Origin of the sequence: Dendrosporobacter sp. 1207_IL3150, assembly GCF_036763085.1 — a bacterium.
Lineage (GTDB): Bacteria > Bacillota > Negativicutes > DSM-1736 > Dendrosporobacteraceae > JBAIYU01.
Genome location: NZ_JBAIYU010000010.1, coordinates 686006 through 707929, shown reverse-complemented (window position 1 = coordinate 707929; position 21924 = coordinate 686006). Strand labels below are relative to the sequence as shown.

Annotated in this window: 18 protein-coding genes; 14 read left to right on the top strand and 4 right to left on the bottom strand. The window is 40.3% G+C overall.

Annotated features, from left to right (window positions below):
* Positions 1-56: 56 nt before the first annotated feature.
* Positions 57-230, bottom strand: a complete 174-nt coding sequence (locus tag V6C17_RS06845) for a YjfB family protein (RefSeq protein ID WP_333521804.1) — start codon at positions 228-230, stop codon at positions 57-59.
* Between the two features lie 963 nt (positions 231-1193).
* On the opposite strand from V6C17_RS06845, the gene V6C17_RS06840 reads away from it, so the two are divergent.
* The 4 genes from V6C17_RS06840 (at position 1194) to V6C17_RS06825 (ending at position 8522) form a co-directional block, all read left to right on the top strand.
* Positions 1194-3398: a diguanylate cyclase domain-containing protein gene (locus tag V6C17_RS06840; protein WP_333521803.1), complete on the top strand. Its 2205-nt coding sequence runs from the start codon at positions 1194-1196 to the stop codon at positions 3396-3398.
* Between the two features lie 219 nt (positions 3399-3617).
* Positions 3618-4190 carry a TetR/AcrR family transcriptional regulator gene (locus tag V6C17_RS06835; protein ID WP_333521802.1) on the top strand — a complete coding sequence of 191 codons (573 nt, stop codon included), beginning with the start codon at positions 3618-3620 and terminating at the stop codon, positions 4188-4190.
* 51 nt (positions 4191-4241) lie between these two features.
* Positions 4242-5375, top strand: a complete 1134-nt coding sequence (locus V6C17_RS06830) for an efflux RND transporter periplasmic adaptor subunit (protein ID WP_333521801.1) — start codon at positions 4242-4244, stop codon at positions 5373-5375.
* A gap of 12 nt (positions 5376-5387) precedes the next feature.
* Positions 5388-8522: an efflux RND transporter permease subunit gene (locus tag V6C17_RS06825; RefSeq protein ID WP_333521800.1), complete on the top strand. Its 3135-nt coding sequence runs from the start codon at positions 5388-5390 to the stop codon at positions 8520-8522.
* Between the two features lie 75 nt (positions 8523-8597).
* On the opposite strand, the gene V6C17_RS06820 is transcribed toward V6C17_RS06825, so the two are convergent.
* The gene (locus tag V6C17_RS06820) at positions 8598-9254 is read right to left on the bottom strand and encodes a hypothetical protein (RefSeq protein WP_333521799.1); all 657 of its coding nucleotides are present in this window, start codon (positions 9252-9254) and stop codon (positions 8598-8600) included.
* Between the two features lie 280 nt (positions 9255-9534).
* On the opposite strand from V6C17_RS06820, the gene V6C17_RS06815 reads away from it, so the two are divergent.
* The 3 genes from V6C17_RS06815 (at position 9535) to V6C17_RS06805 (ending at position 11576) form a co-directional block, all read left to right on the top strand.
* Complete coding sequence (locus V6C17_RS06815; protein ID WP_333521798.1) at positions 9535-10785, top strand: dicarboxylate/amino acid:cation symporter; 1251 nt, start codon at positions 9535-9537, stop codon at positions 10783-10785.
* A 65-nt stretch (positions 10786-10850) separates the two neighbouring features.
* On the top strand, positions 10851-11084 hold the full coding sequence (locus V6C17_RS06810; protein ID WP_333521797.1) for a DUF1653 domain-containing protein: 234 nt from the start codon (positions 10851-10853) through the stop codon (positions 11082-11084).
* Positions 11085-11174: 90 nt separating this feature from the next.
* Positions 11175-11576, top strand: a complete 402-nt coding sequence (locus V6C17_RS06805) for a hypothetical protein (protein WP_333521796.1) — start codon at positions 11175-11177, stop codon at positions 11574-11576.
* 85 nt (positions 11577-11661) lie between these two features.
* Here V6C17_RS06805 and V6C17_RS06800 read toward each other — a convergent pair whose 3' ends face one another.
* The gene (locus V6C17_RS06800; RefSeq protein WP_333521795.1) at positions 11662-13452 is read right to left on the bottom strand and encodes an urease accessory protein UreH domain-containing protein; all 1791 of its coding nucleotides are present in this window, start codon (positions 13450-13452) and stop codon (positions 11662-11664) included.
* A 69-nt stretch (positions 13453-13521) separates the two neighbouring features.
* Positions 13522-15786: a carbamoyltransferase HypF gene (gene hypF / locus V6C17_RS06795; RefSeq protein WP_333521794.1), complete on the bottom strand. Its 2265-nt coding sequence runs from the start codon at positions 15784-15786 to the stop codon at positions 13522-13524.
* Between the two features lie 268 nt (positions 15787-16054).
* On the opposite strand from hypF, the gene tatA reads away from it, so the two are divergent.
* The 7 genes from tatA to V6C17_RS06760 all read left to right on the top strand — a co-directional run bounded on the left by tatA (position 16055) and on the right by V6C17_RS06760 (position 21828).
* Positions 16055-16234 (top strand): twin-arginine translocase TatA/TatE family subunit, encoded by a 180-nt coding sequence (gene tatA, locus V6C17_RS06790; protein WP_333521793.1) that lies wholly within the window; start codon positions 16055-16057, stop codon positions 16232-16234.
* 17 nt (positions 16235-16251) lie between these two features.
* Positions 16252-16473, top strand: coding sequence for a HypC/HybG/HupF family hydrogenase formation chaperone (locus V6C17_RS06785; protein ID WP_333521792.1), 222 nt, complete (start codon positions 16252-16254; stop codon positions 16471-16473).
* The gene (gene hypD / locus V6C17_RS06780; protein WP_333521791.1) at positions 16460-17545 is read left to right on the top strand and encodes a hydrogenase formation protein HypD; all 1086 of its coding nucleotides are present in this window, start codon (positions 16460-16462) and stop codon (positions 17543-17545) included. The genes V6C17_RS06785 and hypD overlap by 14 nt, the downstream gene beginning before the upstream one ends.
* A gap of 8 nt (positions 17546-17553) precedes the next feature.
* Entirely contained in the window at positions 17554-18558 is a 1005-nt protein-coding gene (gene hypE, locus V6C17_RS06775; RefSeq protein WP_333521790.1) for a hydrogenase expression/formation protein HypE, read from the top strand.
* Between the two features lie 21 nt (positions 18559-18579).
* Positions 18580-19563 (top strand): UDP-glucose 4-epimerase GalE, encoded by a 984-nt coding sequence (gene galE, locus V6C17_RS06770; protein WP_333521789.1) that lies wholly within the window; start codon positions 18580-18582, stop codon positions 19561-19563.
* Between the two features lie 269 nt (positions 19564-19832).
* Positions 19833-21554, top strand: coding sequence for an ABC transporter ATP-binding protein/permease (locus tag V6C17_RS06765; protein ID WP_333521788.1), 1722 nt, complete (start codon positions 19833-19835; stop codon positions 21552-21554).
* Positions 21555-21669: 115 nt separating this feature from the next.
* Complete coding sequence (locus V6C17_RS06760; RefSeq protein ID WP_333521787.1) at positions 21670-21828, top strand: hypothetical protein; 159 nt, start codon at positions 21670-21672, stop codon at positions 21826-21828.
* Positions 21829-21924 lie beyond the last annotated feature (96 nt).

Below are 21924 nucleotides of genomic sequence, written 5' to 3'. Positions count from 1 at the left end.
AAGCGGTATTTTCTTTAAAAATAAAGGCCGTACGGTTTTCCGTACGGCAAAAAAATCTACACCTTTATATCAACTTTGGCACCTAACGTTGGAGATGGTGGAAGTAAATCATTAATTAGACTTATATTATTAGTCTCGGCTGTTTCCATAGCTTTTTTTAGAATCAAGACACTAGCGGTATTCTGTACTTCCGTTTGGGAATTAATGATTGATAAAGCAGCAATATCCACGAAATCCCTCCTTTATTTAAAATTATACACCTATAATGCAAGTTTATCAAAAATGTTTCCATATAATAGTCGAAAATGAAAAAAATGGACTGTAGCAAAGTAATAGTATTCCTCATAGTATGGTGTAGGGCTGACAGCTAAGTGTCTACCTATAAAAAGGAGGTTATATATATGGCTTTTGGCGGTTTTGGAAATAACAATAGTGGGATTATAATCATAATCATCATTATTTTACTATTCTTCTGTTGTCAAAACGATTGTTCAACTGATTGCTAACAAGCTACATATATTAGCACAATAAAACACCACTGATTTTTGTGGTGTTTTTATTGTATATATGTGATGGTATCGATATGTATCATTAGGAAACATTTCAGCGCGGGCGGATCAAAAATAGTATACAAAGCCAGGCGGTAAGACTGCATAAACAAAGAGCAAGATACTGTAAGCTTCCTTTAAAGGGATTCTTCACCTCTATAGGCTCATTGCTCGTGGCTTCAGGTTTTAACATATTCTTACCTCCCTGCTTTGTCCTAGTAAATCATATGATATATATGGCAAAAATAGTAAGAAAATTACGTAAATAATCTTATTAAATTAATTTAGTGATAGTAGCAAGATATATACCTATTACATAGGATATATCAAAGTTCTAACAATAAAGTGTTTAACAATAAGGAGGAATTCTTATGGGTTTTGGTTGCCATGGCGGTCGTGATAGCTGGGTATGGATTATAATCATCATCATTATTTTATTGTTCTGCTTCTGTGATGATGATACATGTACTGGAACTTTCTAACTGTACTTATATCCTAGCAACAAGCAAAAGCAGCTGCTCAAAGGCAGCTGCTTTTGCTTGTTGCTAGGATATAATTGCTAAATCAATATTAGCAAGAAGGATAAATCTGGTTATTTGTCGAAAAATTTAAAATAAAAGCCTTTCGTGCTGCGAGGTGATGCTAATGACTAATAAGGTAAGCGCAATAAGGATTTCATTTATTTATGCGATAACAGGAGTAGGATGGATTTTGATATCTGACTTTATAGCCGGGTATATGGTATCAGATTATGTCTTGCGTGGTAAGCTTGAGGTTCTTAAAGGCTGGCTGTTTATATTAGTAACCACTTTCGTACTATATAAGCTTCTTAGTACTAATGCACGGAGGGTTGAAGCAATCCAAGAAGATTTGCACAAACAGAATGAAGAATTAGCAGCCACATATGAGGAATTATATGCAGCAGAGGAAGAATTGCGACATCAATTTGATGAGCTATTAAGCCAGGATTCTGTTATTAACCGGCGGAATGAATGCCTTTCTGCGCTTCATAGAGCAGCATTAATATTAATGCAAGAGCGAAATGTGGATGAACTGTTAGATATAGTTGTAAAAAAAATGATGGCTATAACCGGAGCGGATTTTGGTTATATTTACTTACTTGATGAAAAGGCTTTGGTAATGAGGCCTAAAGTGGTTAAAGGGTTTCCGATTGAATCAGTAAAGAATAGTGTTAATCGCGGCGAAGGAATAATTGGTGCCGTTTGGGACAGCGAAGATATGGTAGTTATTGATAATTACCCTGAATGGAATAGTCGTTTGCGCGAACCTATATATGAAGGATTACAAAGCGGGGTTGGCTTGCCGATAAAAGTAGGAGGTCAAGTCATCGGCGTTTTTAGTATGAATTATATAGATAAGCATGTCGTAGATGATGAAGAAAGACGGACACTTATGAGTTTTAGCGAGTTAGCCTCTATAGCTCTTAACAACGCTCATTTGAACGATGCACTGCATAAAAGCCAAAGCCGCAGTCAGGCGCTGATCGATGCTCTGCCAGATCTAATTGTGCGTTTAGACCGCCAAGGTACGTTGTTAGAGTTTAAAAAAGGCAGTGATTTTGATTTGCCGTTTGATATCAACGATAAAATTGGTTTGCAGTTGGATAAGTTCCTTCCAACATTATTAGCAAACAGTTATATGGAATATTTGCACCAATCGTTTCTCACCAATACGACAAATCAATTTGAATATGACGTTGTAATAAATGGAAGGCCCCAGTGGCATGAGGCAAGAATAAAAGTTTGCGGCACAAACGAGGCGATCGCAATTGTGCGGGATATTACCAGGCAAGTTGAAACTAATCAAAAGCTTAAATACCTAGGGTTATATGACAAAGTTACCGGATTATATAATAGAACCTATTTTGAAGATGAGATGGATAAACTGAATAGAAATTATCAGTTGCCGGTCAGTATTATTGCCTGTGATATAGATGGTCTAAAATTAATAAATGATACATTAGGGCACCATGCTGGTGATGAGCTGCTTATGAATGCTGCCACTTTAATTAAGAATTTCTTTAATAAAGACGATATAGTTGCTCGTGTCGGCGGCGATGAATTTGCAGTTTTAGTTTTTAACAGACAAGCCCAGGATATGGAGCGGCTTTGTCAGGAATTACGCAATAAGGTAAAACAATTTAGGGATAAGAATACTGATATACCCATCAGTATTTCGATTGGGCTTGGATTGAGAGCATATCCTCATCAGGATATTCGTGAAGTGTATAAAGCGGCAGATGATAATATGTATCGGGAAAAACTACACAGCAGCTACAGTACTCGCAGCGCGCTTGTACACACACTAGCTAAGGCGATGGAAGTTAGGGACTTTGTTACTGACGGTCATGCAGACCGATTGCAAGATTTAGTTGTTGAATTAGCAGTGGCTGTTGGGGTTTCAGAAAGCAAACTTCCAGATCTGAGGCTTTTAGGAAGATTCCATGATATTGGTAAAGTAGGTATACCTGATCATATTCTGTTTAAACCAGGACGACTTTCTGAAGAAGAATTTGAAATAATGAAGCGTCATTCCGAAATTGGCTATCGGATAGCCCAATCCTCAGCCGAGTTATCACCAATTGCCGATTGGATTTTAAAGCATCATGAGTGGTGGAATGGAAAGGGATATCCATTAGGAATACAAGGAGAGGACATTCCAATAGCCTGCAGAATATTGGCCATTGTTGATGCATATGATGCAATAACTAATGATCGGCCTTATCGGGATGCTCTGCCTCACAGCGCTGCCATAAGTGAACTGGAGCGTTGTTCGGGTTCACAGTTTGACCCAGAATTAGTTAGAATTTTTAAAACTATTGTTAAATAGCTGTGACGTTAGCTATAACAATCGGAAGATAAAGAAGATAATCTCATGCAGGATGTTACTGCATGGGATTTTTTTTTGAGTTAGGTTGCGGACTTATTATACTTAAGAAATAATTGACATTAGTTATGCCGAGGTGTAAGCTGGTAACGAGGACACGAAAATAGTTTTCATAGTTTGTTTTCCGAGTGATTAGTTTTAGCTTGATGGGGGGATTAGTCATTGCGCAATAGAATTATGCTTGCAGCCATGACGGAACTGAATGAACGGGGCATTAAGTTTACCATGGATGATTTGGCACGGCAATTGGGGGTTAGCAAACGGACATTGTATGAAAATTTTTCCTCTAAAGAAGAATTAATAGGTTTTTTATTGACCGAAGTTACGGCAGAACTTAAAGCAAAACGCGAAGCAATTTTATACGATAATCAGTTAGACGTAAGAGAGAAATTCAAACAGATCATGACGGTAAGATCAACTATTTGGGGTGACACAGCAGACCAGGTATCATTGGATATAAAAAAATGCATGCCGCATCAGTGGAAAAAAATCGAAAAATCTATTGATGAACTTTGGGAAATAATAGACGCTTTATTGAGTGAGGGTAAGCAAAAGGGAGTTTTCCGTCCAGTTTTTTTTCCAGCTATGCGCGTCATGTTTAGAGGATCATTTCATGAGTTTGCTAATTATGCTTTTTTGCTTCAAAACAGAGTTACAGTCAAAGAAATGATTAATTACATGGTTGATATTCTTATGTATGGAATTGTTGTTCAGCAGCAAGACAAACCATCTTGACTATATAAACATTAAAACTGATACAAATGTATTAAATGAGGAGGAAAAACGGTGAACAAAAAAAGCATCATATGGATTACAGCACTTTTTTTAATTTTAGCAACTGGCTGCAGTAAACAGCAAAGTGCTCGTGCACCGCAGGAGGTAGCTGTTAAGGCCATTCAGGTCATTCAAAAAGATACACCTGTTACATACGAGTTTGTTGGTGAAATAGTAGCAAAGGACGAGGTGCCGATTAAAGCGACAGTTTCTGGCAATATATCGCGGAAACTAGTTAAAGGCGGCGATACTGTCCATGCGGGTCAGCCATTATTTGAAATCGATTCGCGGCACTATTTAGCTGCGGTAGCAGATGCTCAAGCTCAAGTAGCCCAGGCTCAGGCTTCTCTCAGTAACATTCGCCGTGATGTGGCACGCTATAAGAGTTTAGCGGCTCAGGGTGGAATTGCAGCTCAAGCACTAGATACTTCTATTTCGCAATCCGAACAGGCTCAAGCTCAGGTTAATGCTTATCAAGCCAAACTTGCTCAAGCTGAGAACGATTTGGCTGATACACTTATCGTATCTCCTATCGATGGCAGGATTGGTGTAGGCGAGTTAAGTGTTGGAGGATATGTTCAGGCCGGAAGTACTGTGCTTGCAACAGTTTCGACTGTTGACCCTGTCCAAGTGCGTTTCAGTATGAGTGAAAACGAATATTTAAAATTTGCCCGCATAGGCAACACACCTGATGCATGGGGGCAGAATCTTAAACTTATTTTAAGTGATGGCAGCCAATATCCGCTTCCAGGCAAGTTAGAGCAAATTGACCGCGGTTTAGCAAATCAAACAGGAACATTGGCTATGAAAGCAGCTTTTGCCAATCCACAGCGCTTGCTAGTACCAGGCATGTTTGCTCGAATTGTTGCGATCGGTGAGACTAGAGCCGGTGCAATTCTAATTCCACAGCGAGCAGTTCAAGATATGCTAGGTAAAACTTTTGTGACTGTCGTCGGCTCAAACAGTGAAGCCGTGACTAAGCCTGTAAAGCTAGGGCCTAAAATTGGCAATATGCAAGTTGTGGAAGAGGGACTTACTGTCCAGGATGTTGTTGTAGTTGAAGGCTTTGCAAAAACTCAGCCAGGAAGCCCTCTTAAGGTTACTATGATCGGGCCGGACGATCTAAATATACCGGCAGCTAAGTAAGGGGGCGGGTTCATGGCAAAGTTTTTTATTAACCGGCCCATCTTCGCAATTGTTATTGCAATTCTCATAACACTTGCAGGAAGTATAGCAGCTTTTAACTTACCGATTGCTCAGTACCCACAGATTACACCGCCGCAGGTAAGTGTGAGCACTATTTATACAGGTGCCAATGCTGATGTAGTTGAGAAAACAGTTGCGCAAGTTATCGAGCAGCAGGTCAATGGGGTTCAAGGCGCAGTTGCTATGACTTCAACCAGTGCTGATTCTGGCCGATATTCTATGAATGTAAAATTTGAGCTGGGGCAAAACCCAGACATGGTCACTATGTACACACAAAACCGTGTTGTTCAGGCTAACGCAGGTCTGCCTCAGGATGTACAGCTATCAGGTGTTACAACCCGTAAAGTATCACCAGATACTGCACTGTACTTCAGTCTTGTTTCGCCAGATAAAAGTTATGACAGTGTTTTTCTTAAGAACTACGGCAGCATAAACATTATTGATGATATCCGCCGGGTTAAAGGTGTAGGCGATGTTGCGGAATACGGCTCTGATTTCAGTATGCGTATTTGGCTAAAACCAGACAAATTAGCGCAGTTAGGCATTACTTCATCTGATATCGTAAGTGCTATAAAAGAACAGAACGTACAGGCTCCGGCTGGTACAATTGGCCAATTGCCGTCAGTAGCCCAGCAGGAATTCCAATATACAGCAAGTGTTCAAGGTCGCCTTGCTACAGAAGAGGATTTTAGAAAAGTTATTATTAGATCTCAGTCTGACGGTTCGGCAATTCATCTTGGTGATGTAGCAACAGTTGAATTAAGTGCCAGGGATAATACCTTTAAAAGTAATTTCAATGGCAAAGATTCAGTTGTATTTGCTGTCCAATTAACAACTGAGGCTAATGCCTTGGAAACAATTGCCGGAGTTCGTCAAGTAATTGAAGATGCTTCTAAAAGGTTCCCGCCAGGCATGGAATACCGTATTCTTACCGATAATACCAAGTATATACGTGAATCTTTAGAAAAAGTTTTGCACACTTTTATTGAAGCATTGATTCTTGTAATGATTATTGTGTATTTGTTCTTACAGAATTGGCGAGCTACTCTTATACCAATGTTAGCAATACCAGTTTCGCTGATAGGAACTTTCGGAGCATTTATATTATTAGGCTTTTCGATCAATACACTAACATTATTTGCAATGGTATTAGCTATAGGACTGGTTGTTGATGATGCGATAGTAGTTGTTGAAGCCGTTGAGCATCATATGCGGCACTCTGGTCTTAGTCCGAAAGATGCAACTATCCGCGCCATGGAAGAAGTTTCCGGTCCCGTTGTTGCTATAGCTTTCGTACTAGCTTCGGTATTTATACCTGTAGCATTCTTTGGCGGAACAACCGGTGTACTATACAAACAGTTTGCTTTGACAATCGCTGTGTCTATGGCATTATCGGCAATTGTTGCACTCTCACTTACACCAGCACTTTGCAGCCTAATGCTGCAGCCATACACGGGGCAGCCTCGTACTGGTGTTATGGGTAGGTTTTTTGATAAATTCAATGCTTGGTTTGATCGTCTGACTGATAAATATACTGAGGGAGTTCGTAAGTCTATCCGTCGGGCAGGTCTTTGGGGTGTTGGTCTTACAGTTATTGTTATACTAACTGTGAGTATGCTTAGAGTTATCCCATCTACTTTCGTACCAAATGAAGACCAAGGATTTATGATGTCAGTTGTCAGTCTTCCGGAAGCTGCAAATATGAACAGAACTCGTTCCGTTGCGCAGCAGGTTGGCGAAATATACCGCTCAATTCCTGGTGTAGAAAACACTGTGGAAATAGCAGGCTTTGATATGTTAGCCGGCGGTCAAAAATCAAATGGGGCGATGGTAATCGCCGGTATGAAGCCATGGGCTGAAAGAACAACACCTGACAAACAGCTTAAGTCAATAATTGGGCAAGCAATGGGTAAAGTTGGCGCCATCCCAGAAGCCACCGTTTTTGCTTTTAGTCCGCCATCACTTCCTGGTATTGGTTCAGTTGGAGGTTTGACCTTTATGATCCAAGACCGTGGTGGTGCTTCGCTTGAAGAAATGAATAGCGTCTCTCAGCAGTTTATTGCAGCTGCTCGCAAGAGGCCGGAGCTTGCCATGGCTCAGTCAAGCTTCCGCGCAGATACTCCTTCATACAGCTATGAGGTAAATCGTGAAAAGGCGAAGGCCTTAGGAGTTCCTGTTCAAGATATTTTCACTGCGCTGCAAACCTTTTTAGGCGGCGTTCCGGTAAATGACTTTAATCGTTTCGGACGTACCTATAAGGTTATGCTTCAGGCCGAACCAGAGTTTCGTTCTGATGTTGATGCTACTCGGTTCTTCTATGTCCGCAATTCTGCAGGTACGATGGTTCCGTTAAATACTTTGGTAACACCTGTATCGACTAGCGGACAGACATTGATTAAGCGATTCAATGGTTATCCGGCAATGCAGATTAATGCGACAACCGCACCTGGATATAGTTCTGGTCAGGCTATGGCAGCCCTTGAGGAAATCGCGGCCGAAGTATTACCTAAGACCTTCACCTATGAATGGGCTGATTTAAGCCGTGAAGAAAAATTATCCAGCGGTCAGACGCCAGTTATATTTGGCCTTGCTCTTCTTTTCGTATTCTTGTGTCTAGCAGCATTATATGAAAGCTGGAATATTCCATTTGCTGTACTGCTTTCTGTTCCTACTGGTATTTTAGGATCGGTACTTTTCCAATATGCTCGCGGTCTCGAGAATAGTATTTATATGCAGATAGGTCTGGTTATGCTTATCGGTTTAGCTGCTAAAAATGCAATCTTGATAGTTGAGTACGCTAAAGTAAGGACCGATAAAGGCATGGATCCGGTACAGGCGGCGATAGAAGCTTCCAAACTCCGCTTAAGACCGATTTTAATGACATCACTAGCGTTTATTCTAGGGTGCATTCCGCTGGCTCTTTCTACTGGTGCTGGAGCGGCGGCGCGTACAGCGCTTGGCACAACAGTTGTTGGTGGAATGTTGGTAGCAACTGCTCTTGGGATTTTTCTTGTACCCGTATTATTTGTTATGATTGAATATGGGGCTGCTAAGTTTAAATCATATAGAATGAAAAATACTGCTTGATCGTTATTATAAAAAGGGGCTGTTTCAATAGGTCAATGACCATTGAAACAGCCCCTTTTAAACGTTTTGTATTGATTATACTGGCATTAGAATAGCTTTGAGTTTATAGAGTTTTGGCATAATATCTATATAAACTGGGTTATTGAGTACAATTAGCTTTTTTATGTCAGTTACTATTTCTTCATGTTTCTTTTGCTTGCCGTTTGGCTCATCCAATAATTTGATGGATTTTTCTATTATCATAATACGAGTCAAAGATATTGCCTGCAATTCTTTCTGCATTTCGACCATTATATCTTGAGCTTCAAGCGGCAATTCTGGTGGAGAATTTACCTTAAGCATCTCACGATTGTGTTCCATGGCATTGTTAAGAACTTCCTTAAGTTTTTTAGCCGTAGTTTCTCTAGAATATTCTTTCTGCTCATAGTCTTTTATTATTTTATTGAAATCTTGCCAGGATCTATCTATGCTGTCAAAGTTAGCTTCGTATGTTTTAACCCAGCTGGAGTACATAGCCTGATGATGTTCAAGCGCATATAGGCGTTCAGACTGGGAGCTTACATCAGCCCCACGTTCGGGTAAATAACTTATCATTAGCGGAATGACAAATGATGATGCCAAAATTAATTTGAGGCGTTTATTTCCTTTGGAAGCTAAAACAATCAAAACAGTTATAACAAAGATAAATGTTATTATTAGTAATGCTTTGATGCTGGGTGAACTTAATAACATTTTAGGCAGCTCCTTAAGTAATGCTTGTATATTTATTTTCCACAAAATCAACAGATTACCTTTATTTTATGATTTTTGTAAATTTTCAGCAAAATAGCCCAATATAGTGCTAATAATACGCAGGTAATAGTTTACTATGTATTTGCATTGTGTATACATATTGCTTTAGGGGAGATAATCTTTACTTTACCAAGAAGAATGAGATATTATATATTTGTGATTTTAATATTGTTACTAAAATAACTAAATCAAATTAAAAGAGGGGAGATAATAGCAAAAAATGAAGCAACCTATTTATAAATACCTTTATTTTCAAGTTATTTTCGCTATCATTGTTGGTATTCTTTTAGGGCATTTTTATCCGTCTTTAGGGGTTGCGATGAAGCCGTTTGGTGATGGCTTTATAAAACTTATTAAGATGATAATTGCACCGATAATATTCTGTACTGTTGTAGTTGGAATCGCTGGTATGGGGTGCATGAAAAAGGTTGGCCGTGTAGGTGGGAAGGCGTTATTATATTTTGAATTAGTTTCTACAGTAGCTTTAATTATCGGCCTTTTAGTAGTTAACTTTGTTAAACCTGGTGTAGGAATGAATGCTGATATCAGCACGTTAGATACTAAAGCGGTGGCTGCTTATACTAAAGTGGCAAGCAATCAAAGCACTGTTGATTTTTTACTGAATATTATTCCAAACACTGTTGTTGATGCCTTTGCTAAGGGTGACATATTGCAGGTATTATTGTTTTCCATAATGTTCGGATTCGCCTTATCGGCTATGGGTGAAAAAAGCAATAAGCTATTAGGAATAATCGACGAAATTTCACATGGATTATTTGGTGTAGTAGGCATTATTATGAAGGTTGCTCCTATTGGCGCTTTTGGTGCCATGGCGTTCACAATTGGTAAGTACGGCCTTGCGTCACTTGCGCCTCTTGCTAAACTCATGGGAAGCTTCTATCTTACTTGTCTGTTGTTTATCTTTTTAGTACTTGGCACAATTACCAGATTTGCTGGTTTCAGCATTTTTAGCTTTATTAAGTATATTAAGGAAGAGCTGTTAATTGTTCTGGGTACTTCATCTTCCGAGAGTGTACTGCCTCGTATGATGGATAAACTCGAAAAGCTGGGCTGTTCAAAATCCGTCGTTGGATTAGTAATACCTACTGGATATTCGTTTAACTTAGATGGTACTTCGATTTATCTAACAATGGCTGCGATATTTGTAGCTCAGGCGACTAACACTGAGCTGACTCTAGCACAGCAATTGACCATTTTGACAGTTTTACTTCTAACGTCGAAAGGGGCATCAGGAGTTACTGGCAGCGGCTTTATTACGCTTGCGGCAACTTTATCGGTTATTCCTACGATACCAGTAGCTGGTTTAGCGCTGATACTAGGAATAGATAGGTTTATGTCAGAAGCTCGCGCTCTTACAAACCTTATTGGAAATGGTGTTGCTACAGTCGTAGTTTCCAGCTGGGAAAACGAATTAGATAAAGATATGCTCAAAGAAAAGCTTAAATCATAGTTAAAACTCCCAGTTACCGCTGGGAGTTTTCTTCCTATTACCATAATATTACGGAGGGTGTTATTATGCAGCAAGAAACCGCAATTAAGCAGGGCATATATAGGCACTACAAAGGAAATTATTATAAAGTTATTGGTGAAGCAAAACATAGCGAAACAATGGAAGATGTTGTAGTTTATCAGGCCCTTTACGGCGATTATGGTTTATGGGTCAGGCCTAAAGCTATGTTTCTCGAAGAAATTGTGGTGGTGGGTAAAATAGTGCCAAGATTTTGTTACGCAGATGAAATGATACCTTAGAAAACTTCATATTATGATAGCCTCAGGCGAATCTATTCGTTGTTTGTGGAAAAAATAATGAGTAATTATTAATCTTATGGAGGCGGGATTATGTTAGACTACTGCGGAAGGAATGGGTGTTTTGAAATCGAGGAAGGCGATCATTTTGAAGGTGAGTATTTATATATTTATCTGAATAGCCCGATAGTTTATATATATAAAGGCGAACAAAGTGTTCGTGTAATAGGTGGGGAGCGGCCTGAACCTGATGTAACGTTTGAGATTTTTGAAGCTGAAGGTGATATGCTAACAGGTCGCATGGAGGTTGAATCGCTGTTCTCAGAAGGAGTCAATGAGTTTATTAGAGCAATTACCGAACGGCATGATGAAATAGGCGATAAGGAAGGTTTGCTGGACGTTATAAAAGAATTGTTAGATCAGGAAGGTGCCGAGTGGGGGATTATTCATCCTGACCCAGAAGAATTAACAAAAAGCGATGAGTACTTATCATAAATGCAGCCGCAGACAAAACGAGCTAGTTCGCTTTGTCTGCGGCTGACTGTTTTAGGATTTGATTGGTTTTAAGCAGAGACTAAGGTTATCTTAAGTATTTATCTCTCACTTTTTCCAAATCTATTTTATCGGTGTTCTCTACAACTTCAATAATTGCAATGATCTTGCGATCTTTATATAAACCCAGCGAGCAGTCCTCGGTGACGTTTAAAGTTACTTCGTTAACTCCTTTTTTACCCTGGAAGGCAGTAATAGTATTTTTATTTTTATAATCAAATACTTCCCATTTACCAACTGGGTTATCAAAGTTAGTTAAGTCTAGAATAATTTTTGCCGACATATCTCTTTGAATTACTATAATCAGTGGCTCTAATTCATTACCTATGCCCTTAAAATAAGCAGTCTGGCTTGAGTTTCTTATTTCCGCCTTTTTAATGAGTCGGTCAGTTGGCACTTTAGCAATATCACCATAAATTCCGGCGGAGGCGGACGAACTGCCGCAGCAGCCGCCTCCTCCTGCACCCGCGCCGCAGCAGCCGCTGCTAGGAGGCACAGCGACATTTGCTTTGGATATATCTACCGATTTTACATCATCAACGACTTTGATAACACCTGTCAGCATTCCCATCCAGCAACTGAAGGTTAGCTCATCAGCCTGCGGCGTGAATTCAATTATATTTTCACCAGCGGTTAGCTTTTTCCTTATATCAAGCGCTGGTACTATAATCTCATTGTTACAGGAATTAATTTGTTGACCGTTAACTATCCATTTTAAGGGAACACCTTTTTGCACAAATATTACATTTGGTGTATACCCCCGATTGTCCGCGGTAATATTAACGACTTGAATTCCGTCACGTAGCTCAGCTTTAATTACATTGTTATTCCCTGTAATGTTTTGGCTGGCATATTGACTAAAGGGAAGACTAAATCCAGCTAAGGATAGACCACGGTTGGTCATAATCAAGCCAAGGGCGATAATGAAGATGCCGCTGAATTTGAGCAATTTTGCAGTCGAATTTTTACTAAGGAAGGCTGAAATACTGCCGAATGAGAGCATCAATGGAATTGTACCTAAAGCAAAGATAAACATTGTTGCCGCACCTTCAAGCGCATTGCCGGTGCTAAGAGCGTACAGCTGCATAGTCTGTAGCGGACCGCAAGGCATGAAGCCGTTAAACAAACCAACCAGAAAAGGTGTTTTCGGCTTTGATAAATTAATCTTAGGCAAAGGCAAGCGGATAAGATTAAGAATTTTACGGCCAATTGTAAATCCGGCTATATTAATTCCCATTAGCACCATAAATAAACCGGCAAAAATAGTTACACCTGACATAAACCCTAGGGATAGCGATATAACAGAACCAATAGCACCAACTATGCCGCCTAGGAGTGTATAGCTAAGAAGTCTGCCAAGGTTATAACTTAGGGCAGGCATCACGGCGTAACGTCCAGCTGATCCGTTATTTAAGCTTTGGGACAGCATTATACCCCCGCACATTCCAACACAGTGTAGTGAGGTAAATATGCCAATAATAAAAAGCAGAGAATAAGTGACATTACTCTGAAGTTTTGCTGACATATCAAAATTGCCCGAAAACTGTCCCAAGCCTAATATAGCAATAAATATTATAAGCATCGAACCTAAGCTGCTGCTTTTTACTGGGGTAATTTCATAGCCAGCTCTGACTATAACTTCTTTAATGTCATCTAAAGAACATATACTGGAATCAAATGAAACCTCGACCAAGTTCTCCTGATAGCTCGCTCTTATCTGAGATATACCTTTTAATTTGTTAATGGCCTTTGTAATTCTAGTTTCACAAGCGCTGCAGTGCATTCCCGATACTGGTATTGTTTTTGTTACTAAATCCATTATTATCACCCCAAAGAAGAGTATGCAAAATTATATGCTGGAACAAAGGAGTTTCTGCTCACTTGAGTATTAAATAAGTTTGAGGTTCGCGGCAGCGATGAGTGCTTGGCCTAAGGCCAGTCCACCGTCATTAGGAGGAACCTGTCTTGGGATCAAGACTCTGAATTTACTATCGGCTAATAGTCTGAGAGTAGTATTAAGCAGGCGTATATTCTGGAATACTCCACCGCTTAGCACAACGTTAGCTATTCCGGTCTCATGGCTTACTTTATGTATCATTTGAAAGATAGCGTCCGCTACCGTGTTGTGGAAGGATGCACTAATATAATCTAAAGTGTAACCGCTGCCAAGTAGTTCTATTATTTTGCGATATGTGGGCATGAAGTCTATAATGCTAGGCCGCCCAGTAGTGATTTCATAGGGAAGGATTATGCCTTTAGTATTTCCGGCAGCTAATTCCAGTTCTACTGCGGCCTGACCTTCATAGTTGATAGCAGTCCGCAATTTACAAAGTGCTGCCACAATATCGAAAAGGCGGCCCGCGCTAGAGGTAAGAGGACAATTTAATTTTTTATCGAGCATTTGAATTACAATTGGCCAGTCTGGCGGTAAAATTTCCATGACCGGAAGTTTGGCTTCTTTTAGGGTGTCACCATAATGCTCGTAAAGAACAGCCAGTGCCAGACGCCAAGGCTCTTTTATTGCTTTGCTGCCGCCCGGGAGTGGCAGATAGTTGCAATGCGCTGCTCTGATATAGCTTTTATAATCAGCAACGAGAAATTCGCCGCCCCAAAGTGAGCCATCATCACCATAGCCTGTACCATCAAAGGCAACTCCGATAACTGCCTCCTGTAAGCCATGCTCAGCCATAACTGCGGCAATGTGGGCGTGGTGATGCTGTACAGCAACCTTAGGTATTTCAAGGCTTAGGGCATATTTTGTGGATAGATATTCTGGATGAAAGTCATATGCAACACATTCAGGTTCGATATTAAGAAGTTGCTTATAATGTCTTATGGAGTCAACATAGTAATCATATGTAGCTGGGGTTTCGAGATCACCGATATGCGTACTTAGATACGCATTGTTGTCACGTGTAAGGCAGAAAGTGCTTTTAAGTTCACCGCCGCAGGCCAGCATTGAGGGTATTGATTTTGGCAGTTTAATTGGGCTAGGTGTATAGCCTCTGCTGCGGCGCAAAAGTGCTGGGCTGCCGTTAATTACATAAGCAATTGAGTCATCTGCCCTGCGGTAAATAGGTCGATTATGTACCAAAAAGTAATCTGCGATTTTGGATAACCGGCAAAGTGCGTCGGTATCTTCATAGGCAATAGGTTCATCGCTGGCATTTCCGCTGGTCATCACCCAAACTTGGCTTGAATCAATCAATAAGCTATGAGCAGGAGTATAGGGCAGCATAACGCCAATGCGCGGGTTATCAGGTGATACCGTTTCCGCCAAATTGTAGTTACTGCTTTTGTTTAATAAAACAATAGGGCTTTCGGGAGAGGTTAAAAGCTTTGTCTCTTCGTCAGATATTATGCATATCGTCTTTAAAGTGTCTAAGCTGCCGGCCATGACAGCAAAAGGCTTATCTTCTCTAATTTTTCGTGCTCTAAGGAGCTTTACTGCGGATTCATTATAGGCGTTACATGCAAGATGATATCCGCCAAGGCCTTTAACAGCTAATATATATCCAGCCGCTATTAGTTGCCTTGCGAGTTCGAATGCAGTCGTTTCATCAGCAACCTGCTGACCGTTATTGTCAAGCAGTTGATACTGTGGTCCGCAAACCGGGCAGGCGTTTGGCTGGGCATGAAACCTTCTATTAGCTGGATCATTATATTCATTTTTACAGGCATCACACATCTTAAAAGAGTCCATAGTTGTAGCAGCACGGTCATAAGGCGTGGACTTAATAATGGTGTATCTCGGGCCGCAGTTTGTACAGTTAGTAAAGGCGTAGCCATAGCGCCTGCCTTGATCATTTGTTATATCAGCCAGGCAGTCTTGGCAGGTTGCGGCGTCAGATGAAATCATAGCAGTTTCTAAGAGCGAATTATTGCTCTCTAGAATTTTAAAATCAACACTATTAGTTACATCAATTTCTTTAGTTATAATTTTGGTTATCACGGCTAGCTGAGGTTTTTTGCTAGTAATCGTCTTTTGGAAAAGCTCTATATTAGGAACAGTTCCTTCTATTTCAATTTCGACACCAGCTGAATTATTACGAACCCAGCCTTTTAAGTTATACTCGCTAGCCAGTCGATAAATAAATGGACGAAAACCTACGCCCTGTACAGTACCTCTTACTAAAATATTTAAACGTATCAAGGTCAACCCCCGTTTTAAAAAGCTTAGGTCGTCTCATCATAGAAGATTCGGATAGTGCTATAAAAAATCCTGTAACTAAATCGCTAATATCTTTAGGGATAAAAGACAGGTGAATTTCCGAATTTAGGCGAATCTTAAAGATAAGGATTAAATTGGCATTAAATTATATAATATATATATTATGGTTAAATTCTTTACCTATATGTCGGCACGTCGGGTGTATTTTATTTTGAGTTATAAATTTCTTTTAAAAAAGTGAGGGGTAGAAATGTTTGGAATAGGTCTGCCAGAATTAGGAATGATCTTAGTAATTGCATTGGTTGTTTTTGGTCCTAGTAAATTGCCTGATATAGGTCGATCATTAGGAAAATCGATTGGCGAATTTAAGAAGGCTACGGATGAGATAAAAAAAGATATATCTGAAACAAATAATGATAAGGAAAAATAAGATGGAAGTGAACTAAAATGTGCATAGGCGTACCATTACGATTAATTGAGCGGAAAGATTTTGAGGGAATAGGCGAAATCAGCGGCGTAAAACGTAAAATAACTTTAATGTTCGTCCCGGAAGCTAAGGTGGGAGACTATATTCTGGTTCACGCAGGATGCGGTATGCAAATTATTGATGAAGAAGCTGCCATGGAAACTTTAGAATTGCTAAGGATAATAAGTAATGAAGTTTCTTAGTGAGTTTCGTGATCCTGTATTGGCTAAACAACTGGCGGCTAAACTTCAAAAGCTAGCTGTTCGTCCGATCACCATTATGGAGATATGCGGTACCCATACCATGGCTATTGCAAGAGGCGCTATTAGAGATGTTCTGCCGAAAGAATTAAAACTAGTTTCTGGCCCTGGGTGTCCGGTCTGCGTTACGCCTCAGGGCTATGTCGACGAGGCAATTAAACTATCGCGGCAAAAAGATGTGATTATTGCTACCTTTGGAGATATGCTGAGGGTGCCGGGTAGTCTTGGATCGCTATTAAATGAAAAGAATCAAGGTAACGACATCAGAATAGTCTATTCACCACTGGATGCCACTAAAATAGCGTTAGATAATCCCAACAAACAGGTAGTTTTTTTAGGTATAGGTTTTGAGACAACAGCACCGATTGTGGGCCTTGCGATTTTGCAGGCAGCACAGCAGGGAATTAACAATTATTCAGTTTTCTCTGCCCATAAGGTGGTACCTCCTGCGATGCAAGCCCTTGTCGCAGATGCTGAGCTTAATATTCAGGGTTTTTTATGTCCTGGGCATGTAAGTTGTGTAATTGGTATTGAACCATATCGCTTTCTGGCTGAACAGTATAGAACTCCCGCAGTGATTGCGGGCTTTGAGCCTATAGATATATTGCAGGGCTTACTGAAGTTAACTGAACTGATAATGGAAAAAAGTCCGCAAGTTGTAAATAACTACAGCAGGGTAGTGCAGCAAGACGGCAACCCTAATGCCTTAGCTGTAATGGAGCAGGTCTTTATTAAGAGTCATAGTGCGTGGCGGGGAATTGGCGTTATCACAGAATCAGGTTTAGCAATTAGACCGCAATACGCTAAGTATGACGCCCGTTTTGTTTTTTCATTGCCGCATGTAGACAGAGAAATGCCTTCAGCCTGCAATTGCGGGGACATTCTTCAGGGAAAAAAGACACCGCCGGATTGTCCTTTATTTAGAAAGCTTTGCACACCGGAAAATCCAATCGGGGCGTGCATGGTTTCAGGAGAAGGCACATGTGCTGCTTATTACAAGTATGATTTAGAGTAGGAGGATATATGGAGGTAATCTCAATTCAGCATGGCAGCGGCGGCAGTTTAACCGCCCAGCTTATTAAGAAACTATTTTATAAGTACTTTGAAAACCCTTATTTGCTGGAAGGTCATGACTCGGCGCGATTGCCTAGACCAAATGGACGCCTAGCCTTCACTACTGACTCATATGTAATTAGTCCCTTATTTTTTCCAGGCGGAAACATTGGAAAGCTGGCGGTATGCGGTACAGTTAACGATCTATCCATGAGTGGAGCTAAGCCGCTGTATATTAGCAGCAGCTTTATTATTGAAGCAGGTCTTTCGGTTAAGGTATTGGAAGAAGTTGTTGCGGCTATGGCTGATGCGGCAAAAGAAGCTAATGTGCTAATTGTTGCCGGTGATACAAAAGTCGTCGAACGTGGTGCAGTAGATAAACTATTTATAAATACTGCCGGGATTGGCGAGATTGCTGATAAAGTAGAAATTTCCGGGGGGCGGGCAGCAGTTGGTGATGTTATAATTTCAAGCGGAACGTTAGGTGATCATGGAATGGCAATAATGGTTGAGCGCCAGCAGCTGCAGTTGGAGAGTCAACTTGTCAGCGATTGCGCTCCCTTAAATAGCTTGGTACAAGACATGCTGAAGGTATGTCCTGATATCCGTGTGCTTCGTGACCCTACACGCGGTGGTGCTGCGACAGCTCTTAATGAGATAGCAACTCAGAGTCAGGTGGAAATTGAGCTATATGAGGATGAAATGCCGGTGAAGGCTGAAGTTCGCGGTGTTTGTGAATTGCTTGGTCTAGATCCTCTATATTTAGCTAATGAGGGTAAATTGCTGGCAGTTGTACCGGAAGAGTCAGCAGAGGTTATATTAGCGGCAATGAAAAGAAACCCTTATGGTCGTGAGTCGACAGTTATTGGTAAAGTAACAAAGAAGTCAAGCGGACGGGTTTATATAAACACTATAGTTGGCGGACAGAGAATTGTAGATGTAATGGTAGGAGATCCTCTGCCGCGTATATGTTAAAAATGATTATGGGAGGGTGCTATGCGAATTCTTGTTACGGGTGGGGCTGGCTATATTGGATCCCACACAGTAAGGATGTTGGAAAAAGCGGCTGAGAAAGTAGTTGTTTACGATAACCTATCAAAGGGGCATCAGCAAGCGGTTAATGCAAACTATTTTGTACAAGGGGATCTTTTTGATAGTCAATTATTAGCGGAGACTATTAAAAAGAATAATATTGATTCTGTTGTGCATTTTGCTGCCTTTAGTTTAGTAGGTGAGTCAATGCAAAATCCCAGAGCTTATTACCAAAACAATGTTCAAGGTACGCTTAATTTACTAGAAGTAATGCTTGAAAGCGGAGTAAATAAGCTAGTATTTTCATCGACGGCGGCTGTCTATGGCGAGCCGGAATGTGTACCGATAACTGAAGCTGCAGCAAAAAATCCTACTAATGTATATGGACGAACAAAGCTTATAATGGAAAATGCTATGGCTGATTATTCCTTGGCTCATGGGCTTAACTACATCGCGCTGCGTTATTTCAATGCCTGTGGCGCTGACCCGCAGGCTGATATCGGTGAAGATCATCATCCTGAGACGCACCTTATTCCACTTATACTGCAAGCTTGTTTAGGTAAAAGGGAAAGCATTAAAATATTCGGCGATGATTATCCTACGCAAGACGGAACTTGTATAAGAGACTATATTCACGTAAATGACTTAGCTCAGGCTCATGTACTAGCTCTGCAGGCACTTTATAACGGAAAGTCTTCTTCGGTTTATAACTTGGGAAATGGCAGCGGCTTCTCAGTTAAACAAGTTATCGAAGCTGCCGAGGCTGTAACTGGCCAAAGTATACGGAAGGATATAGCATCAAGAAGGGCGGGAGATCCGGCAGTATTGGTAGCCAGTTCGGAAAAAATTAAAGCTGAACTAGGCTGGAAGCCGGAATATCAGGATATAAAAAGTATTATTAAAACTGCATGGCAATGGCATCAAAATAATCCTGAAGGTTTTAATTAAGTTAGAAAGCTCACAGCATTTGTCTGTGAGCTTTTCGTCTACTAAAGAAATTTAAAAACCAAGATAATCGTAGCTTAAATTGATGCTTGTCGTAGTTTCTTTTGCTATGTTCAAAAGTGGAATACTCCGAATTTTAATTCATATATATGGTATATACGGGCTGTCCTCATAATTTCCAATAATACCTTTTAGCAGGATTTATTGGAAAGGCATCGAATCATCAAACTAATCTTTATGCAGTCCGAATTTTTAATTGAGGAGTATTATTTATGCAGACATTTAGTCGTAGCTTTTTCAGAGAAACCTGGAATTTAACAAAGACATATTGGAATTCGGATGAAAAGTGGCGGGCTAGAATGCTGCTTGCGGTAATTGTAACACTAAATTTAGGGCATGTTTACATACTGGTTTTACTCAATGAGTGGAACAACCGTTTCTATAATTCGCTGCAGAATTATGATAAGGATGGCTTTTTTAGTCTACTGGGTGAGTTTTCGATATTAGCAGCGATATTTATCGTTGTTGCAGTGTACGAGCTATATTTACAGCAAATGCTCGAAATTAGGTGGCGGCGTTGGCTGACTGGGCAGTATCTTAACAATTGGCTCAAAAATCGGACCTATTATCGTATGCAGCTTCTGGATAACGCTACAGACAATCCTGATCAACGTATTAGTGAGGACCTTAGGCTGTTTGTAACACTGACGTTAAGGCTATCCCTTGGACTTTTAAAAGCAACAGTAACCCTTGTCTCGTTTATCTTTATTCTCTGGAAGCTATCAGGTTCTTTTACCGTTCCTCTGGGATCATTACAAATTACTATTCCAGGCTATATGGTGTGGGTAGCAATTGTATATTCGCTAATTGGTACTTGGCTTACTGCAAAAATAGGCCGACCGCTTATCGGGCTTAATTACAACCAGCAGCGGTATGAAGCAGATTTTCGTTTTAGTCTTGTAAGATTGCGCGAAAACAGTGAAAGTATTGCTTTCTATGGCGGCGAACGTCAGGAGGAAGAAAACTTTAATAATCGCTTTAAGCGAGTTTTCGAAAATTTTAGGGAAGTTATGCTTAGGCAAAAAAAGCTAACATGGTTTACATCTGGCTATTCACAAATTGCTATTATATTTCCAATTTTAGTTGCTGCGCCACGCTATTTCAGCGGGCAGATACAGCTCGGAGGGCTCATTCAAACCTCATCGGCATTTGGGCGTGTTCAAGACGCTTTATCTTTCTTTGTTGAAAGTTATACAATATTAGCGGAATGGCAGGCTGTTATTAATCGTTTGCTTGGTTTTGTGGATAACATTGATAGAGTACGCAGTATGGCCGAGCAAGAAACAATCTCAGTACAAGGAACTCTTAATCCGACTTTTTCGGTTGTCGGGCTGGGGGTTGGTTTACCGAATGGTCAACGACTGTTAGATAAACTTGATCTAAAATTGGCAGCAGGGGATTCTTTACTAATAACAGGACCTTCAGGATGTGGAAAAAGCACATTAATGCGTACAATGGCTGGAATATGGCCATTTGGGCAGGGAAGTATTCATATACCAGAAGGGCATAATATGCTTTTCTTACCTCAAAAGTCTTATTTACCGCTGGGAACTCTTAGAGATGTGTTGCTTTATCCTGGAAGTCTAGGAGTTGTATCAGATGATAAAATTAAGGAAGTTATGAACATGTGCCGATTAAATGATTTTATTGGTAAACTTGATGTTGTTGATAATTGGTCACATGTTTTATCACTAGGCGAGCAACAGCGAATAGCTTTTGCCAGGGCAATGCTGCAAAAACCTAAGTGGCTGTTCTTAGATGAGGCGACTTCGGCACTTGATGAAACTACTGAACGATTGCTCTACAAACATATTAAAAATGAGTTAAGGGATTCTTCAGTTATTAGTATTGGTCATAGGAATACTCTTACCAGCTACCACAAGATGAAACTTAGTTTAGACGGGACTGGCAAGTGGAATTTATTAAATCTATGATTTGTAGGATGCTGTCATAAAACCTTAGAAAAAATAGTTGAAAAAAAGCAGGAATGCAAATAATGCATATGGAAGATATAGGAAAAATTAGAGCGGTAAAAGGAGTATGACAGACATGGTTGAAGAGGAAATAAGGACACCTGTACTGGTGCCATATAAATGCCCAATTTGCGGCAAGCTAGTAGCTTGGGCAATAAGCCGAGCGCAGTGCCGCTGCCCTGACTGCAAAAAGTGGTTTGCTTATTGTGAGGCCTCCGTCTCCGCGGGAGCTTAGTAAATTTGCCCGCTTATAAATATTTGTTTTAATTATTTTTGCTATTTCACCCTAAATATAGTTGTTGACAAAGAGGACGCTAAAGGAATATTATTT

Bases quoted from the DNA above. Each gene is read 5' to 3' on its own strand.
- V6C17_RS06840 (WP_333521803.1), top strand. From the start codon at position 1,194: ATGACTAATAAGGTAAGCGCAATAAGGATTTCATTTATTTATGCGATA.
- V6C17_RS06825 (WP_333521800.1), top strand. From the start codon at position 5,388: ATGGCAAAGTTTTTTATTAACCGGCCCATCTTCGCAATTGTTATTGCA.
- V6C17_RS06820 (WP_333521799.1), bottom strand. From the start codon at position 9,254: ATGTTATTAAGTTCACCCAGCATCAAAGCATTACTAATAATAACATTT.
- V6C17_RS06815 (WP_333521798.1), top strand. From the start codon at position 9,535: ATGAAGCAACCTATTTATAAATACCTTTATTTTCAAGTTATTTTCGCT.
- V6C17_RS06810 (WP_333521797.1), top strand. From the start codon at position 10,851: ATGCAGCAAGAAACCGCAATTAAGCAGGGCATATATAGGCACTACAAA.
- V6C17_RS06805 (WP_333521796.1), top strand. From the start codon at position 11,175: ATGTTAGACTACTGCGGAAGGAATGGGTGTTTTGAAATCGAGGAAGGC.
- V6C17_RS06800 (WP_333521795.1), bottom strand. From the start codon at position 13,452: ATGGATTTAGTAACAAAAACAATACCAGTATCGGGAATGCACTGCAGC.
- tatA (WP_333521793.1), top strand. From the start codon at position 16,055: ATGTTTGGAATAGGTCTGCCAGAATTAGGAATGATCTTAGTAATTGCA.
- V6C17_RS06785 (WP_333521792.1), top strand. From the start codon at position 16,252: ATGTGCATAGGCGTACCATTACGATTAATTGAGCGGAAAGATTTTGAG.
- hypD (WP_333521791.1), top strand. From the start codon at position 16,460: ATGAAGTTTCTTAGTGAGTTTCGTGATCCTGTATTGGCTAAACAACTG.
- hypE (WP_333521790.1), top strand. From the start codon at position 17,554: ATGGAGGTAATCTCAATTCAGCATGGCAGCGGCGGCAGTTTAACCGCC.
- galE (WP_333521789.1), top strand. From the start codon at position 18,580: ATGCGAATTCTTGTTACGGGTGGGGCTGGCTATATTGGATCCCACACA.
- V6C17_RS06765 (WP_333521788.1), top strand. From the start codon at position 19,833: ATGCAGACATTTAGTCGTAGCTTTTTCAGAGAAACCTGGAATTTAACA.
- V6C17_RS06760 (WP_333521787.1), top strand. From the start codon at position 21,670: ATGGTTGAAGAGGAAATAAGGACACCTGTACTGGTGCCATATAAATGC.